Source organism: Vallicoccus soli (assembly GCF_003594885.1).
In the GTDB taxonomy this organism is placed as follows: Bacteria; Actinomycetota; Actinomycetes; order Motilibacterales; family Motilibacteraceae; genus Vallicoccus; species Vallicoccus soli.
The window spans coordinates 154,023-170,777 of record NZ_QZEZ01000003.1; the positions used below are offsets into that span (position 1 = coordinate 154,023).

Sequence of the window (16,755 nt, forward strand, 5' to 3'; positions counted from 1 at the left end):
CGCGCCGGTCCTGCGCCCGCTCAGCCCTGCGCGGGCTGCTGGTGCGTCGCGACGAGCACGGCCCGGGCGAGCGTGTGGAACGCCAGGTTGAACGACACGACGGCCGGGCTCGGGTCGCGGCCGGGGCCGAGCTCGGCGACGTCGACGGCGTGCACGACGTAGTAGTAGCGGTGCGGCACGTCCCCCGGCGGCGGGGCCGCGCCCTGGTAGGTCACGTCCCCGCCGTCGTTGCGGACCCCGTACGCCGGCGCGGGCAGGTCGGCGTCGGCGCCGCGCGCCAGCTCGGTCGTGGTGGCCGGCAGGTCGACGACGCACCAGTGCCAGTAGCCCGACGGCGTCGGCGCGTCGGGGTCGAAGCACGTGACGGCGTAGCTGCGCGTGCCCTCGGGCGCCCCGCTCCAGCGCAGGTGCGGAGAGACGCCCCCGCCGCCGGCGGCGTCGTCGACGTGGTCGAGGGGCATCGGGGCCCCGTCGACCAGGTCGTCGCTGACGACCTGGAACGACGGGACCGCGGGCAGCTTGGCGTACGGGTCCTCCGCACGAGGACGGTCGAGGCTCATGCCGCTGGCCTTCCCGCGCCGCCCCGCGGGGACACCCGGGGCACCCCGGGCACCAGCGGCCCCGGGCTCAGAGCAGGCCCTCGGCCTCGAGGAACTCCTGCGCCACCTGCTCGGCCGGCTGCTTGTCGACCTGGACCTTGGCCAGCTCGGTGGTGAGCTTCTCCGTGGTCAGCGCCGCGGACAGCCCGTTGAGCGCCTCCTCGACCTCGGGGGTCACCTTGTCCGAGCTGATGACGGGGACGACGTTCTCGGCGAGGAACAGGTTCTCCGGGTCCTCGAGGGTGACGAAGCCGTTGGTCTCGATCGACGAGTCGGTCGAGAAGATGTTGGCCACGTCCACCTCGCCGTCCTTGAGCGCGCCGACGGTCAGCGGGCCGCCGACGTCGAGCGGGCGGAACTGGCCGAAGGTCACGCCGTACACCTCCTCCAGGCCGACGAGGCCCTGGCGGCGGGTGCGGAACTCGGGCCCCGCGCCGACGACGAGGTCCCCGGCGACCGGCGCGAGGTCGGCGATGGTCTCCAGGCCGTACCGCTCCGCGGTCTCCGCGGTCACCGAGAGGGTGTCCTTGTCCTCGGCCTCGGACTGCTCGAGGAGCGTCAGCCCCTCCGGCAGCGCCTCCTGCAGCTCCCGGTAGACGCTCTCGGAGTCCGTCGCCTCGACGTCGCCCTCGGCGAAGTAGGTGAGCAGCGCGCCGTTGTACTCGGGGATGAGGTCGATGGACCCGTCCTGCAGCGCGGGGATGTAGACCTCCCGCGCGCCGATGTTGAGCTCCTTCTCGACGGTGACGCCGGCGGCCTCGAGCACGCCGGCGTACATCTCGGCGAGGAGGACGTTCTCGGGGAAGTTCGCCGAGCCGACGGTGATGGTGCCGGCGGCGGACGTCCCGCCGTCGGTGGTGCCGCTGCCGCCCTGCAGGGCGTCGTCGGAGTCGCCGCACGCGCTGAGCGCGAGGGCGGAGGCGGCGAGGGCGGCGAGGACGCCCCGGCGGGTGAGGTTCATGCGGTCGCCTTCCGTGGACGGGGTCGCGCGGCGGCCGCTCGGCCGCTCACGCCGGGGGACACGACGGCGCGCTGGACGCCGGCGAGGAGGAGGTCGAGCAGGATCGCGAGGGCCGCGACGAGGACCGCGCCCGCGACCATCTGCGGGTAGTCCTGCACGGCGAGGCCGTCGACGAGGAAGCGGCCGAAGCCGCCGAGGGCGACGTACGCCGCGACGGTGGCGGTGGACACCACCTGGAGGGTGGCGGCGCGCAGACCGCCCATGATGAGGGGCAGCGCCATGGGCACCTCGACGCCCAGCAGCACCTGGCGCTCGGTCATGCCCTGCCCGCGCGCGGCGTCCACCGCCGCGCGGTCGACGGCGCGCACCCCGGCGTAGGTGCCGGTGAGCAGCGGGGGCACGGCCAGCACGACGAGCGCGACGACGACCGGGGTGAGCCCCAGCCCGACGAGGGTGACGACGAGCGTCAGCAGGCCCAGCGTCGGCAGCGAGCGGCCCGCGTTGCCGGCGTTGATCGCCAGGAACGCGAACCGGCCGGTGTGCCCGATCCACAGGCCCAGCGGGACGGCGACGAGCGCGCCGAGCCCGAGCGCGATGCCGGTGTACTGCAGGTGCTCGACCAGCCGGTTCGGCACGTCGTACGGGTCGTCGAGGCTCCAGTTGGCCCCGTCGGCGAGGAAGGCGACGACGTCGCCGGCGAGGCTCACCGCGCCTCCCCCGCGCGCACCCACGGGGTGAGCGCGCGCTGCGCGAGGACGATCGCGGTGTCGAGCAGGAGGGCCAGCGCCACCGAGAGCACGATGCCCACGACGATCGGCGGGGTGTAGTCGAGCTGGAAGCCCGAGGTGAAGAGCTCGCCGAGGCCGCCGACCCCGAGCAGCGCGCCGACGCTGACGAGCGACACGTTGGACACCGTCGCCACGCGCAGCCCGGCCAGCACGACGGGCAGCGCGACCGGCAGCTCCACCTGCAGCAGCCGCCTGCCCCGCCGGTAGCCGACCGCGGTGGCCGCGGCGGTGACCGCGGGGGGCACGCTGCCCAGCCCGTCCACGACGGTGCGCACGAGCAGCGCGAACGTGTAGACGCTGAGCGCGACGACGATGTTGACCGGGTCGAGGATCCGGGTGCCGAGGATGCCCGGCAGCACGACGAAGAGCGCCAGCGAGGGCACGGCGTAGAGCACGCTCGTCACGCCGAGCAGCGGCGGGCGGAGCAGGCGGTAGCGGTGCGCCAGCGCCCCCACGGGCACGGCGAGCAGCAGCCCGACGACGACCGGGAGCAGCGCGAGCTCGAGGTGCTCGCGCAGCGCCGCGAGCACGGCGTCCTCGTTCTGCCGGAGGTAGTCCGCGAGCCCGCTCACGCGCGGGCCGCCGCGTGCCGCTCGCGCAGGTGCCGCGCGATGGCCTCGTGGCTGACGCAGCCGTCCGGGCGCCCGTCGGGGCCGAGCCGCACGGCGCAGCCGTCGCGCGCGCTGATCGCCAGGTCGAGCACCTGGCGCAGCGGGTCGCCGCGGCGGAAGCCGCCCTCGGGCGGGACCGGGCCGTCGTACGGCTCCACGGGCAGGTCGCCGGCGTCGACGAACGACAGCCCGCGGAACCCGCGGTCGCGCCCGACGAAGTCGGCCACGAAGGCGTCGGCGGGGCTCTCCAGCAGCCGCTGCGGCGTGTCGACCTGCGCCAGGTGCCCGCCCTCGCGGAACACCGCGACGAGGTCGCCGAGCACGACGGCCTCGTCGATGTCGTGGGTGACGAAGACGATGGTCTTGCCGAGCTCGCCCTGCAGCCGCAGCAGCTCCTGCTGCAGCTGGCCCCGCACGACGGGGTCGACGGCGCTGAACGGCTCGTCCATGAGCAGCACCGGCGGGTCGGCGGCCAGCGCGCGGGCCACGCCCACCCGCTGCTGCTGGCCCCCGGAGAGCTGCACGGGGTAGCGGTCGGCGTAGGCGCCCGGCAGCCCGACCCGCTCGAGCACCTCGAGGGCGCGCCGGCGCGCGTCGCGGCGGCTGCGGCCGAGCAGGCGCGGCACGGTGGCGACGTTGTCCACGACGGTGCGGTGCGGGAAGAGACCGGCCTGCTGGATGACGTAGCCGATGCCGAGGCGCAGCCTCGCGGGGTCCTGGGCCATGACGTCGCGCCCGTCGACGAGCACGCGCCCGGCGGTCGGCTCGACCATGCGGTTGACCATGCGCAGCGAGGTCGTCTTGCCGCAGCCGGACGGCCCGACGAGGACGGTGACGCGGCCGGCGGGGACCTCGAGGTCGAGCGCGTCGACGGCGGTGGTGCCGTCGGGGTAGCGCTTGGTGGCGGACTCGAAGCGGATCACCCTCCCGTCCCTCCGCGCGGCGAGGACAGGAAGCACGCGGGCAGCCTCATCGGCGGGCCCTCCTTCTGGAGCCGGGACGTGTCGCGCAACCCTACGCAGCGGTCCTGACAGGGTGCGCGGCGGCGCGCGGTGACGAGCGCCTCAGCGGCGGGCGGCCCCGGCGCCGGCGGGACCCGTCGGCAGCCCCTCCCGCAGGGCGGCGCGCAGCTCCTCGACGTCGGCGCCGAAGGGCCGGTCGCCGAGGCCCGCGGGGACCCGCAGGTCCACCGCCCGCAGCAGCGGCGCCACCCCGGCCGGCGGCGGGCGGCGCGCGAGCAGCCAGGCCCGGTGCACGGCGAGCAGCTCGCAGGCCAGCACCTCGCGCAGCGCCTCGAGCGCCAGCCGCGCCTGCTCGGCGGCCTCCCAGGCGAACGACTGGACGTCCTCCTGCCCGCCCGAGGTCTCCACGGGGCCGAGCGCCGCGGGCAGGGCGAGGCGCCGGGCGGCGTGGGCGGCCGCGACCGCCCGCTTGTGCACCGCGACGAGGCCGCACTCCGGGCCCGGGCGCTCGGTGAGCTGGCGCGGCAGGCCGGTCACCTCCTCGTCGAGCAGGCGGTGCAGCCGCGCCACCGACACCTCGGCGGCGTGCACGAGGGCCGCCACGAGCGCGTCGAGGTGCCCGGCGAGGTCGACGCCGTGGAAGCCGGCCGTGCCGACGAGGCCCCCGTCGAGGTGGGCGGGGCTGTCCGTGACCCCGTCGAGCGCCCGGTCGACGGCGCCCTCCAGCGCCCCGGCCGCGCGCAGGGCGTGCGCCGCCACCGCACCGGCGACGCGGAAGGAGACCGGCGCCTGCACCGAGCGGGGCGCGGGCTCGGGGCCGGCGAGGTCCCGCAGGTGCTCCAGCACGTCCGCCAGCAGGTCGTCGCCGCGCGCGGCGAGCGGGTGGTACGGGTCGCGCGGCGCCCGGACGACGGCGATACCGGCGGCGGCGACCGCGAGGGCGTGCTGCAGGAGCGTGCGCGCCTCGTGGGCGCGCAGGAGCGCGAGCGCCGTCGCGCCGGGCACCCCGGCGAGCAGGGCGATGCCCTCCTTGGGCCCCACTCCCGCGCGGCCGAGGCCGAGGGCGCCGAGCACCGGCGCGGCGAGGCGCACGGTGCGGTCCCCCGTCCCGCGGTCGAGGACCGCGCCGAGCCCCACGAGGACCTGGAAGGCGTGGGCCAGCGGGACGATCTCGCCGGCGGAGCCGGAGCCGTGGCGCGGCACGGCGGGCGCGACGTCGTGCTCGAGCAGCCCCGCGAGGCGCGCGCAGAGCCCGGGCGACACGGCGGCGTCGCCGGAGAGGAAGGTGCGCAGGCGCACGGCGACCAGCGCGCGCACCTCGGCGCGGTCGAGCCACGGCGGCCCACCGGCCGCGCGCCCCACGAGCAGCCGGCCCTGGTGCTCGGCCTCCTCCTCGGCGCTGAGCCGCACGCCGCTCTGCGCGCCCATCCCCGTGCTGACCCCGTAGACGGGGCGCCCCCGCGCGAGGATCGCGAGGACCTCGGCGCGCCGCTGCGCGAGCCCGTCGAGCAAGCGCTCGCCGAGCACCGGCACCCGCCCGTCCAGCGCGACCGAGAGCAGCGCCTCGCGGTCGAGGTCCTCGGGGTCGTCGACGGCCAGCGGGCGCACGCCGCGATCCTGGCACGCGCGCGCCCCGCCATCCGGCGGCGGCGCGCCCGCGTCCCTCAGCCGCCCCAGGAGAAGAGCACGTCCCCCGCGGCGACCTCGCGGCCCGCGCCGTCCGCGGGCACCGCGCCCGGCGGGGTGTCGAGGACGACGACCGGGCACGTGAGGGCGTACCCGGCCTCCCGGGCCACCTGGGCGCGCTGGCGCACCACCGGCTGCCCGGCCACCACGTCGTCGCCCTCGGCGACGAGCAGGTCGAAGCCCTCGCCCTTGAGCCGCACGGTGTCCAGCCCGAGGTGCACGAGCACGCCGGTGCCCGACGGGGCCATGACGACGTACGCGTGCGGGTGCAGCTTGACGACCCGGCCCGCCACGGGGGCCACCGCCTCCACGACGCCGTCGACCGGCGCGGGCTCGACCGCGAGCCCGGCGCCGACCATCTCGCCGGCGAACACGGGGTCCGCGACGTCGGCGAGGGCGAGGACCCTCCCGGCGACGGGCGCGAGGACCTCGAGGCTCACAGGAGGTCCTGGATGTCCTCGGCGAGCGAGTCGGCCTCGGGGCCGACGACGACCTGCACCATCGTCCCCTGGGCCATGACGCCGTGGGCGCCGGCGGCCTTGAGGGCCGCCTGGTCGACCTTGGACGGGTCGTTGACCTCGGTGCGCAGCCGGGTGATGCAGCCCTCGACCTCGGCGATGTTGTCGGCCCCGCCGAGCCCCGCGACGATCTGCTCCGCCTTGCCCATCGACGTCCTCCTCGGTGCTCGGGCCGACCGGCGCCGGCCCGGGTGGTTGACACGCAGGGTGTCGGGCGCCACAGTGGCGCCGCTGGTCATGACCGGACAGTACCGGCGGCCAGGACCACCGACAAGACCCCGCCGACGCCCCCGAGGCACCGAGGGAGGTGCGCCGTTGATCAGCCAGGGCCCGGTCCCGAAGCACGAGCAGCTGCGCCTCCTCCTGCTGCGCGAGTGCACCGAGCGGCTGCGCCCCGGCGACGCCCTGCCCTCGGAGCGCCAGCTGTGCGAGGAGCACGGCGTCAGCCGCATCACCGTGCGCGAGGCGGTGGGCCAGCTCGTCGCCGAGGGGGTCCTCGTCCGCGTGCGCGGCAAGGGCACCTTCGTCGCCGAGCGCCGGGTCCAGAGCCGCCTGCACCTCGCCTCGTTCACCCAGGACATGCGCCGGCGCGGGCACGAGCCGCGCACGGCCGTCCTCGGCCTCTCCGAGGTCGCACCGCCCGGGCACGTCCGGGCGGCGCTGCGCCTGCGCCGCCAGGACAGCGCTGTCTGGGTGCGTCGGCTCCGCACGGCCGACGGCGAGCCGATGGCCCTCGAGGACAGCTGGTACGTCCCCGCGCTCGTCCCCGGCCTCACGCGCGAGGACGCCGAGGGCTCGCTCTACGCCCTCTTCGCCGACCGGTACGGGCTCGTCATCGACAGCGCCGAGCAGACGGTCACCGCCGTCACCGCCGGGCCCGACGACGCGCCGCTCCTCGGGGTGCCGCTCGGCGCCCCCCTCCTGCTCTTCGACCGCGTCTCCTGCGCGGCCGGGCGGCCCGTCGAGGTGACCTCCTCGTGGTACCGCGCCGACCGCTACTCCGTCTCCATGTCCCTGGACCGCACGTCCCCCGAACGCCCCACGGAAGGACAGCCATGAGCTCAGCCAGCGCCACCACCGACACCGGCACGTCAGGGGGCCGGCGCGGCGCGAGCCTCGCCGTGCTCCAGAAGATCGGCCGCAGCCTCATGCTGCCCATCGCCGCGCTGCCGGCCGCGGGCCTGCTGCTGCGGCTGGGGCAGGACGACCTGCTCGGCCGTACGGAGAACGCGTTCCTCGACGACGTCGCCGCCGTCATCGGCGCAGCGGGCAACGCCCTGTTCTCGAACCTGCCGCTCATCTTCGCCGTCGGCATCGCCATCGGCTTCGCCAAGAAGGCGGACGGCTCGACCGCGCTCGCCGCGGTCGTCGGCTACCTCGTCCTCGACGGCGTCCTCGACGCCATGTCCCCCATCGTCCTCGGGGCCGCCGCGGAGGGCGAGGAGCAGGAGCTCATCAACTTCGGCGTCCTCGCCGGCATCCTCATCGGCATCATCGCCGCGCTGCTCTGGCAGCGGTTCTACCGGACCAAGCTGCCGGACTACCTGGGCTTCTTCGGCGGCCGGCGCCTCGTGCCCATCCTCACCGCGTTCGCCGCGCTCGCGCTCGGCGTCGTCATGGCGTTCGTCTACCCGCTGTTCGACCGCGGGCTGACCAACCTCGGCGAGGCCGTCAGCGAGAACAGCGTCGTCGGCGGCGGCGTCTACGGCACCGTGAACCGCCTGCTCATCCCGCTGGGCCTGCACCACATCGTCAACACCTTCGTCTGGTTCACCCTCGGCGAGTACGACGGCGCCGTCGGCGACCTCAACCGCTTCTTCGCCGGTGACCCCGACGCGGGCATCTTCATGACCGGCTTCTTCCCGATCATGATGTTCGCCCTGCCCGCGGCCGCGATCGCGATCTGGCACGAGGCCCGCCCGGAGCAGAAGAAGGTCGTCGGCGGCGTCATGCTCTCGACCGCCCTGACGGCGTTCCTCACCGGCATCACCGAGCCGCTCGAGTTCTCGTTCATGTTCGTGGCGTGGCCGCTCTACGTCATCCACGCGGTCCTCACCGGCACCTCGCTGGCGCTGACCAACGCGCTGGGCATCCACGACGGCTTCACGTTCTCCGCGGGCTTCATCGACTACGCGCTGAACTTCGGCATCGCCACCCGGCCGCTGCTCATCATCCCGATCGGCCTGGCCTACGCGGCGATCTACTACGTGCTCTTCCGCGCCGTCATCCGGCGCTGGAACCTGCGCACCCCGGGCCGGGACGAGGAGGCCACCCGGGCCGAGACGGCCGGGGCTGCTGCCCCGTGACGGAGGGCCCCGCGCTCACGCTGGAGGACGTCACGCTCGTCGACGCGGTCGGCGAGCGGACGTCCCCCGGGTGGGTACGGCTGCGCGGCGGCCTCGTCGAGGAGGTCGGCACCGGCCGGGACCCGCACCCGTCGACCCGGCGGGTCCCGCTCGCCGGCCACCGCCTGGCCCCGGGCTTCGTCGACCAGCACGTGCACGGGGGCGACGGCGCCGAGGTGAACGTGGCCGACCCGGCCGACCTGCCCGCCGCCCTGGCGCGCATCACCGCGTTCCACGCGCGGCACGGGACGACCGGGCTGCTGGCGACCACCGTGTCCGACACCCACGAGCGGCTCACCGCGCTCGTCCGCGGCATCTCGGCGGCCCGGGAGGACGGCGGGCGCCCCTCGGGCGCCCGCGTCCTGGGCGCGCACCTGGAGGGGCCGTACCTCTCCCCCGCCCGGTGCGGCGCCCAGGACCCGGCCGTGCTGCGCCCCGCCGACCCCGCCGAGCTCGAGGAGCTCCTCGAGCCCGGCGCGGTCCGGCTGGTGACGCTGGCGCCGGAGCTGCCGGGGGCCGAGAAGGCCGTGCGCCGCCTCGTCGAGGCCGGGGTCGTCGCCAGCCTCGGGCACACCGACGCGGACCACGCGACGGCGGGCGAGGCGTTCGGCTGGGGCATGGCCTCGGTCACCCACCTCTTCAACGCCATGCCGGGGCTGCACCACCGCCGCCCCGGCCCCGTCGCGGCGGCGCTGGAGCGCCCGGACGTCACCGTGGAGCTCGTCGCCGACGGGGTGCACGTGCACCCGTCGGTGCTGCGGCTGGCCTTCGCCGCGGCGCCGGGCCGGGTCGCCCTCGTCACCGACGCGATGGCGGCCGCGGGCCTGCCCGACGGCGACTACGCGCTCGGCGGGCTCCGGGTCCGCCGGGAGGGCCGGCGGGTGGTGCTCGTCGGCGAGGACGGCGCGCCGGGCGCCATCGCCGGCAGCGTCCTCACCATGCGCGACGCGGTCGCCTGCGCGGTCGGGGCGGGGGTCCCGGTCGCCGACGCGCTCGCGGCCGCGTCGGCGACGCCCGCCCGGCTGCTCGGCCTGCCGCACGCGGGCCGCGTCGCACCGGGCGCGCCCGCGGACCTCGTCGTCCTCGACGACGCCCTCGAGGTGCGCCTCACCCTCGTCGGCGGGCACCCCGTGCACGACCCGGGCGGGCTCCTCGCCGCCACGACCACCGGACCGACCGGCACCGACCCCAGCGGGAGCGACGACCGATGACGACGACCCAGATGGCGCGCGAGATCGCCGAGCAGCCGGAGGCGGTCGCCCGTACGCTCGACGCCCTCCTGCCCCTCGTGCCCGAGCTCGCGGCCCTCGCCCGGCCCCGCCGGCGCGTCCTGCTCGCGGGCCGGGGCACCTCGGACAACGCGGCGGTCTACGGCCGCTACGTCTGCGAGGCCCTGGCCGGCGTCCCGGCGGCGCTCGCCGCCCCCAGCGTCGCCACGCACTACGGCGCGCGGCTCGACCTCTCCGACACGCTCGTCGTGTCGCTCTCGCAGTCGGGCAGCACCGGCGAGATCGTCGAGACGCAGCGGTGGGCGCGCGACTGCGGCGCCGCGACGCTCGCGGTCACCAACACCGCCGGCAGCCCGCTCACCGAGGAGGCCGACCTGGCCTTCGTCACCGAGGCCGGTCCGGAGCGCGCGGTGCCGGCGACGAAGACGTTCACCACCGCCCTCGTCGCCGTCGGCCTGCTGCTGCCCGCGCTCACCGGCCGCGAGCCGGAGGGGCTGCGGGCGCTGCCCGACGCCGTCGCGGAGGCGGTCGGCCGGGGCGGGGCCGCCGAGCGCGCCGCGTCGGTCCTCGCCGCCCGCCGCGGCGGGACGGTGGTCACCGGCCGGGGCCTCACCTTCCCCGTCGCGCTGGAGACCGGCCTCAAGCTCGAGGAGACGTGCCTGCGACCGGTGCGCGGGCTCTCGTACGCGGACCTGCAGCACGGCCCGCGCGCGGTGCTGGACGGGACGACCGCGGTCGTCGTCGTGGCCCCGACCGAGGGGCCGGTGCTGCCCGACCTCACGGCCTTCACGGCCTCGCTCCCGGCCACGGGGGCCGCGGTCGTCGGCCTCGGGGGCGACGAGGCCCTCGGGGCGCACTGCGACCCCTGGGTGCGCGGCCCCGTGCTCGGCGAGGCGCTCTCGGCGGTGACGACCGCGGTGCTCGGCCAGCTCGTCGCGGAGCGGCTCGCCGCCGAGCTCGGCCTCGACCCGGACGCCCCCCGCGGGCTGCGCAAGGTCACGCAGACCGAGGCGCGCACGGCCTGACGGCCCGGCCCCTGACCGTCCCGCCGAACCGGTCGTGCACGACGCTCAAGCCGTGGCGCCGGGCGCCGATGGAGGGAGGACAGGCCGCCGCCGCCGCACCAGGAGCCCGACCATGCCGTTCGGACGTCGTACCGCCCCGCAGCCCAGCGCGCCCCAGCCCCGGGACGTCGAGGCGCTCGAGGCCGTCCTCGTCGCGCTCGACCAGGGCGTCACCGGTGAGCGCGACGCGCACCGGCGCATCGTCGAGTCGCTCGTCTCCTCGCTGTCGGTGGACTACGGCGCGGTCTGGCTCCCGGCCGGGCGCGGGCAGTTCGAGCTGGCCAGCGAGGCCGGTCCCCTCGTGGGCGTCATGGGCCGGGCGGCCGGCGGCGCGCGCGTCATCGGCGAGGGCGACGGCCTGCTCGGCGCCGCGGTCCGCGCCCGGCGCCCCGTGGTGGTCGTCGACGGCGAGCGCGGCCCGGGCGTCTCGTGCCAGCGCTGGGAGGCCGCGCTGACCGAGGGCATGAGCGGCGGCTGCTGCATCCCCGTCCTGCAGGACGGGCGGGTCGTCGCGGTCCAGGAGTTCTACGCCAAGGGCGACCTGCCGTTCTTCGGCGTGCGCGCGGAGAAGTGGGAGGCCATCGGGCGCATCACCGCGCACGCGCGCCTGTCCGCGCTCAACGCCGCCGAGGTGCGCCAGGTCGCCGAGGACCGGCTCGCCGTGACGAAGGTCATCACCGCCGTCAGCGCGGCCGCCGACCCCGACGCCGCGCTGCGCGTCGCGCTCGACACGGTCCGCTCGGCCTTCGGCTGGGCCTACGGCTCCTTCTGGGCGCACGACGAGGAGCAGGACGTCCTGCGGTTCCAGGTCGAGTCGGGCTCGGCCGGCGAGGAGTTCCGCCGGGTCACCCTCTCCGCCAGCTTCGCCGAGGGCGTGGGCCTGTCGGGGCGCGCCTGGGCGCGCCGCGACCTGGTGTTCGTCCGCGACCTGGCCGAGGTCACCGACTGCGTGCGCGCCCCCGCGGCGCGCCGCGCGGGCGTCCGCTCCGGCGTCTGCCTGCCGATCATGAGCGGCGACCGGGTGCTCGGCACGATGGACTTCTTCACCACGGAGTTCATCGAGCTCTCCGACTCGCGGGCCAACGCGCTGCGCATGGTGCAGCAGCTGGTGTCGCAGCGGCTCGACATCATGCGCCGGTCCGAGGCGGACACCCGCACGGCGCGCGCGCTGCTCGACACCGTCGACCGGCTGCGGGCCGCGACGACGGACGCCGGCCGGGTGGCCGACGAGGCCGTCGACCAGGCGCGCACGATGACCGGTGCGGTCGACGCGCTCGTGCAGGCGTCCGAGGCGATCGGCGACGTCATCAAGATCATCTCCGGCATCGCGGACCAGACGAACCTGCTCGCCCTCAACGCCACCATCGAGGCCGCGCGGGCCGGTGAGGTGGGCCGCGGGTTCGCGGTCGTCGCCGGCGAGGTCAAGGACCTCGCCCGCGAGACGGCCGAGGCGACCGGCCGCGTGGCGGACCAGATCGCCGGCATCCAGTCGAGCAGCGGCTCGGTGTCGACCGGCATCGGCCGCACGAGCGAGATCATCGGCCAGCTCGACGCGGTGCAGGCCCGGATCTCCGACGTGCTGGAGGAGCAGGCGCGGATGGCCTCGGAGTTCGAGCGCCACTAGCCGCACCGCCACGTCCCCGGGGCCGCGGCCCCCTGCGTCAGTCGCGCAGGGGGTCGTGGCCCCAGTTCATGAGGCTGTAGCGCCACCGAGAGTGCTCGACGTCGCCCTTGGGCGGGCCCTGCGCCAGGTGCCGGTGGACGTACGCCGTCACGCGCTTCATCTGCGCCACGTCGTCACCGTCCAGGGACCCCTTGCCCTTGCGCAGGATCTCGACGATGAGCCGGCCGGACTCGTGGCCCTTGGACTCGCCCCCGCCGCTGCCGGTCTTCTTGTCGCCGCCGGAGGTCACGCCGACCGACTGCGACTCCTCCGTCGCGAGCCAGTCCTCGAGCTGCTTCGGCGTCATGGTCACGGCCTCGCGGAAAGCGTCCCAGGCCTCGTCCCGCTCCTGCGCGTCGACGCTGTCCCCGCCGCCGTCCCCGCCCGCCATGCCGCCTCCCGCCGATCACGCTGCGTCGTACCCCGTCGCACGGACCTTCCCTGCCGAACCCGCTGAAAACGCTCACCGGTCCCTTGACGGCCCCCGCGGGCGCGAGGACGCTGCGGCTCTCGGTCCGCACCAGCAACCGGAGACCCCGTGCGCGTCCCAGCCCTCGCCACCGCAGCCGCCGTCCTCGCCGCCCTGCTCGGCGTCGCCCCGTCCGCCGGCGCCGCGCCGCCGACCCGCTCCCCCGCCGCGGCCAGCGCGGCGGACGCGGGCGACCGCCTGCAGGCCTACCGGGGCGAGACCGACCTCGCGGGCCTGGCGCGCATCCGCGCCCTGGGGGTGGACCCGCACGACCTCTCCGTCGCGCCGCTGGAGGGCGGCCGCGCGCGGGTCGAGGTCGTGCTCACCGGCGCCCAGGCCCGCGGCCTCGAGCGCGCGGGCGTGGACCTCGACGCGACGGCGGCCGACCGCGGGGCGGCGCGCACCCTCGCCGCCGCGGGCGACGGGGTGTTCCGGCCCTACTCCGGGCCGGGCGGGCTCGCCGAGGAGCTGCGGGCGCAGGCCCGGGCGCACCCCGGCATCGCGGAGCTCGTGACCATCGGGCGCACGGTGCAGGGCAAGCCGATCCTCGCGGTCAAGGTGACCAAGGGGGCCCGCGCGGTCCGCGACGGCTCCCGGCCGGCGACGGTCTACCTCGGGGCCCAGCACGCCCGGGAGTGGATCACCCCGGAGATGGTCCGCCGGCTGCTCGACGACGTGCTCGACGGCTACGCCACCGACCGCTCGCTGCGCCGGCTCGTCGACACCAACGAGCTCTGGTTCATCCCGGTGGGCAACCCCGACGGCTACGACTTCACCTTCACCGAGGGCAACCGCCTGTGGCGCAAGAACCTGCGCGACAACGACGAGAACGGCGTGACGACCGTCGGGGACGGCGTCGACCTCAACCGCAACTTCGAGACCAAGTGGGGGTACGACGACGAGGGCTCGTCGCCGAACCCGGCCAGCGACACGTACCGGGGGCCGTCCCCGGGCTCGGAGCCGGAGACCCAGTCGCTCAACCGGCTCTTCGCCCGCATCACCCCCGAGTTCCTCGTCAACTACCACTCCGCGGCGGAGCTGCTCCTGCACGGCGTGGGCTGGCAGGTCGCGACGCCGACCCCGGACGACGTGCTCTACCAGGCGATGGTCGGCGACGACGACGACCCGGCCGTGCCGGGCTACGACCCCGACATCTCCGCCGAGCTCTACACGACCAACGGCGACACCGACACGCACGTGCAGGAGGCGTACGGCACGCTCGGCTTCACCCCGGAGATGGCCACCTGCCAGAGCGCGTCGGCGGTGGACCCGGACGACGCGTGGGACCCGGACGACTGCCAGAGCGTGTTCAACTTCCCGGACGACGAGGCCCTGATCCAGGCCGAGTACGAGAAGAACGTCCCGTTCGCGCTGGCCGTGGCGCGCAGCGCCGCGGACCCCGACGACCCGGTGTCGGTGACCGGGATCGACACGCCGGACTTCGTCGTGGACGCCTTCGAGGTCTCGTACGGCACGCGGCAGCCGGTCGCGGTGACCGCGAAGCGCGCGCTGCGCGACGTCGTGATGCGCTACCGGGTCAACGGGCGCGGCCCCGTCTACCGGGTGCCGGTGCGCGAGTGGCGCGGCGGCGAGCGCTACGGCGACGAGAACGACGACTACTACGCGGAGCTGCGCGGGGTGGTGCGCGGCGCCCGCGAGGGCGACCGGGTGACCGTGTGGTTCGAGGGCCGCGAGCGCGGGCTGTCCCGCAGCGAGCGGTTCACGTACACCGTGGAGAACGCTTCCCGCAACGACGTGCTCGTCGTGGCCAACGAGGACTACACCGGCGTCAACCCCACGTACCCCGACGAGGTCACCGCCCCCAAGCACCTCCAGGCGCACCTCGACGCGCTGGCCGCCAACGGGGTCGGGGCCGACACGTGGGACGTCGACGCGCAGGGCGTCCCGCACCACCTGGGCGTGCTCGGCCACTACGGGACGGTGCTCTGGTACCTGGGCGACAACCGCCTGACCCAGGACCCGGAGGACGAGCTCACCGAGTACGGCTCGGCGCAGCTGCCCGACGCGTCCGTCGCCGAGCGCCAGCAGTACCTCACGATCGCCGTCCGCGACTTCCTCAACGAGGGCGGCAAGCTCGTGCACGCCGGCGAGACGGCGGCGTACTACGGCATCCTCGGCAGCTCGCTCGGCGGCATCTACTACGGCCTCGACGGGCGGCCCGAGGAGCCGTGCGCCGTGACCGTCGACCCGACCGCGGACTGCCTGCTGCTCGCCGACGACTTCTCCCAGTACTACCTCGGGGCGTACGCGAGGACCGCGATCGCGGAGGCGGACGGCGTCGCCGGCACCGCCGGTGCGCTCGCCGGGCTGGCCGCGGACTTCGGCGGCCCGGCGACCGTGGCCAACCCGGTCGACGAGGTCGGCGCCTTCACCCCGCTCAGCGAGGTCCTCGACCCGGCGACGCACCCGTGGTTCGGCCCGAGCACCCCGGCGGCGGAGTACGTCGGCGCGTCCGGCCCGTTCCTGCCCGTCGAGGGGCGCCAGGGCGCGGCGGCGGAGCACGCGGACGACAGCTGGATGCGCCTGACCCGCACGTACGACCTCACCGGGCTCACCGCGGCCGACGCACCGGCCTTCGCCGCGCAGCTGTCGTGGGACACCGAGGAGGGCTACGACCACGTGGTCGTCGAGGCGCGCACGCCCGGCGGGGAGGACTGGACGACCCTGCCCGAGGCGGGCGGGGCCACCTCGAGCGCGGTGCCGACCGAGTGCGAGGCCGGCTTCCTCCTCGAGGAGCACCCGGCGCTGCTGCGCTACCTCACCCCGGGCGACCCCTGCACCGCCACGGGGACGAGCGGTGCGTGGAACTCGCTCACCGGGTCCTCCGACGGCTGGCAGGACCTGCGGTTCGACCTGTCGGCGTACGCGGGCGGCGCGGTGGAGGTGACGGTCTCCTACGTCACCGACCCCTTCACCGGCGGCGCCGGGGTGATCGTCGACGACACGCGGCTCGTCACGGCGGGCGGCGAGCAGCAGGAGGCGGGCTTCGAGGACGGGCTCGCCCCCTGGACCGTCCCCGGGGAGCCCGAGGGCAGCCCGGCGAACACCCGCGACTTCGAGCTCTCGCTCGGCCTCGGCGGCATCACCGCGGCGATCGCCACGGAGGACACGGTCCTGCTCGGCTTCGGGCTGGAGCAGCTGGCGAGCGACGAGGCCCGCGCGGCGCTGGCGGGCGCGGCGCTGCGGCAGCTGGGCGCCGTCCGGCCGTAGGCCGCGCGCCACGAGGCCCGGACCCCGTCGGGGGTCCGGGCCTCGTCGTGCGTCGTGCGTCGTGCCTCGTCCGTCGGGCGCCCGGCCGCTCCGGCTCGGCGCCGGGCGGCCCGGCGCTCAGCCCAGCCGGCGCCGGCGCGCCGGGCGGCGCCCCTGGGCGGCGGCGCCGCCCAGCAGGCTGCCGAGCAGCCCGCCGCCCGAGCGACCCGCGGCGCGGCCGCCCGCCGACCGCCTCCGCGCGCCCTGCGCGCCGCGCGCGACGGCCGCACCCGTGAGCAGCTTGCCGAGCAGTCCCATGCCGACCTCCGTGTCCCCGGTCTCCCGGTGCTCCTGCGGGGCCTCTCCCGGCCCCGTCCTGGGTCCTGCGCTACCCCGCGGCGCCGCGCCGCACGCCCCGCCGGGGACCCCGGTCGGCGGCGGGCCACCGGTCCGTGGTGCACTGGTGCGTCAGGCGATGGCGGACAGAGGAAGCCGGTGCGATCCCGGCGCGGTCCCGCCACTGTGACCGGGGAGCGAGCCCCGCGACGGCCACGGCCCACCAGGGCGGGAAGGCCGGGGCGAGCGGCGATCCGGGAGCCAGGAGACTCACGTCATCGCGACCTCCCAGCGGGGCGGATCTCCCCCAGAGA

The 16,755-nt window shown here is 76.3% G+C and carries 16 protein-coding genes and 1 riboswitch; of the genes, 6 read left to right on the forward strand and 10 right to left on the reverse strand.

Annotation, left to right across the window (positions count from 1 at the left end; translation table 11 throughout):
• Positions 1 to 20: 20 nt before the first annotated feature.
• From D5H78_RS08925 to D5H78_RS08960, 8 genes are all read right to left on the reverse strand, one after another.
• Positions 21 to 560 (reverse strand): YbhB/YbcL family Raf kinase inhibitor-like protein, encoded by a 540-nt coding sequence (locus D5H78_RS08925; protein ID WP_119950083.1) that lies wholly within the window; start codon positions 558 to 560, stop codon positions 21 to 23.
• A 67-nt stretch (positions 561 to 627) separates the two neighbouring features.
• The gene (locus D5H78_RS08930) at positions 628 to 1,560 is read right to left on the reverse strand and encodes an ABC transporter substrate-binding protein (protein ID WP_119950084.1); all 933 of its coding nucleotides are present in this window, start codon (positions 1,558 to 1,560) and stop codon (positions 628 to 630) included.
• Positions 1,557 to 2,267, reverse strand: a complete 711-nt coding sequence (locus D5H78_RS08935) for an ABC transporter permease (RefSeq protein ID WP_119950085.1) — start codon at positions 2,265 to 2,267, stop codon at positions 1,557 to 1,559. Before D5H78_RS08935 ends, D5H78_RS08930 begins: the two co-directional genes overlap by 4 nt.
• Positions 2,264 to 2,920, reverse strand: a complete 657-nt coding sequence (locus D5H78_RS08940; RefSeq protein ID WP_119950086.1) for an ABC transporter permease — start codon at positions 2,918 to 2,920, stop codon at positions 2,264 to 2,266. The genes D5H78_RS08935 and D5H78_RS08940 overlap by 4 nt, the downstream gene beginning before the upstream one ends.
• Positions 2,917 to 3,882: an ABC transporter ATP-binding protein gene (locus D5H78_RS08945; RefSeq protein ID WP_119950087.1), complete on the reverse strand. Its 966-nt coding sequence runs from the start codon at positions 3,880 to 3,882 to the stop codon at positions 2,917 to 2,919. The genes D5H78_RS08940 and D5H78_RS08945 overlap by 4 nt, the downstream gene beginning before the upstream one ends.
• A 141-nt stretch (positions 3,883 to 4,023) precedes the next feature.
• Positions 4,024 to 5,529, reverse strand: a complete 1,506-nt coding sequence (locus D5H78_RS08950; RefSeq protein ID WP_165865673.1) for an aromatic amino acid lyase — start codon at positions 5,527 to 5,529, stop codon at positions 4,024 to 4,026.
• Between the two features lie 56 nt (positions 5,530 to 5,585).
• On the reverse strand, positions 5,586 to 6,047 hold the full coding sequence (locus tag D5H78_RS08955) for a PTS sugar transporter subunit IIA (protein ID WP_119950089.1): 462 nt from the start codon (positions 6,045 to 6,047) through the stop codon (positions 5,586 to 5,588).
• Positions 6,044 to 6,274, reverse strand: a complete 231-nt coding sequence (locus tag D5H78_RS08960) for a PTS sugar transporter subunit IIB (protein ID WP_119950090.1) — start codon at positions 6,272 to 6,274, stop codon at positions 6,044 to 6,046. The genes D5H78_RS08955 and D5H78_RS08960 overlap by 4 nt, the downstream gene beginning before the upstream one ends.
• A 166-nt stretch (positions 6,275 to 6,440) precedes the next feature.
• On the opposite strand from D5H78_RS08960, the gene D5H78_RS08965 reads away from it, so the two are divergent.
• From D5H78_RS08965 to D5H78_RS20260, 5 genes are all read left to right on the forward strand, one after another.
• Positions 6,441 to 7,184: a GntR family transcriptional regulator gene (locus tag D5H78_RS08965; RefSeq protein ID WP_218566409.1), complete on the forward strand. Its 744-nt coding sequence runs from the start codon at positions 6,441 to 6,443 to the stop codon at positions 7,182 to 7,184.
• The gene (locus tag D5H78_RS08970; RefSeq protein ID WP_119950091.1) at positions 7,181 to 8,431 is read left to right on the forward strand and encodes a PTS transporter subunit EIIC; all 1,251 of its coding nucleotides are present in this window, start codon (positions 7,181 to 7,183) and stop codon (positions 8,429 to 8,431) included. The genes D5H78_RS08965 and D5H78_RS08970 overlap by 4 nt, the downstream gene beginning before the upstream one ends.
• The gene (gene nagA / locus D5H78_RS08975; RefSeq protein WP_218566410.1) at positions 8,428 to 9,681 is read left to right on the forward strand and encodes an N-acetylglucosamine-6-phosphate deacetylase; all 1,254 of its coding nucleotides are present in this window, start codon (positions 8,428 to 8,430) and stop codon (positions 9,679 to 9,681) included. The genes D5H78_RS08970 and nagA overlap by 4 nt, the downstream gene beginning before the upstream one ends.
• Positions 9,678 to 10,724, forward strand: a complete 1,047-nt coding sequence (locus D5H78_RS08980; RefSeq protein ID WP_218566411.1) for an SIS domain-containing protein — start codon at positions 9,678 to 9,680, stop codon at positions 10,722 to 10,724. The genes nagA and D5H78_RS08980 overlap by 4 nt, the downstream gene beginning before the upstream one ends.
• A gap of 112 nt (positions 10,725 to 10,836) precedes the next feature.
• Positions 10,837 to 12,387 (forward strand): methyl-accepting chemotaxis protein, encoded by a 1,551-nt coding sequence (locus D5H78_RS20260; RefSeq protein ID WP_119950093.1) that lies wholly within the window; start codon positions 10,837 to 10,839, stop codon positions 12,385 to 12,387.
• A gap of 37 nt (positions 12,388 to 12,424) precedes the next feature.
• Here D5H78_RS20260 and D5H78_RS08990 read toward each other — a convergent pair whose 3' ends face one another.
• Positions 12,425 to 12,817, reverse strand: a complete 393-nt coding sequence (locus tag D5H78_RS08990) for a DUF3140 domain-containing protein (protein ID WP_119950094.1) — start codon at positions 12,815 to 12,817, stop codon at positions 12,425 to 12,427.
• Positions 12,818 to 12,964: 147 nt separating this feature from the next.
• Between D5H78_RS08990 and D5H78_RS08995 the strand changes: the two genes are divergently transcribed.
• A complete protein-coding gene (locus D5H78_RS08995; RefSeq protein WP_177891197.1) occupies positions 12,965 to 16,126 on the forward strand; it encodes a M14 family metallopeptidase in 3,162 nt (1,053 codons plus the stop codon).
• 117 nt (positions 16,127 to 16,243) lie between these two features.
• On the opposite strand, the gene D5H78_RS09000 is transcribed toward D5H78_RS08995, so the two are convergent.
• Complete coding sequence (locus D5H78_RS09000) at positions 16,244 to 16,423, reverse strand: hypothetical protein (protein ID WP_119950095.1); 180 nt, start codon at positions 16,421 to 16,423, stop codon at positions 16,244 to 16,246.
• 128 nt (positions 16,424 to 16,551) lie between these two features.
• A riboswitch (cobalamin riboswitch) is annotated at positions 16,552 to 16,733 on the forward strand.
• Positions 16,734 to 16,755 lie beyond the last annotated feature (22 nt).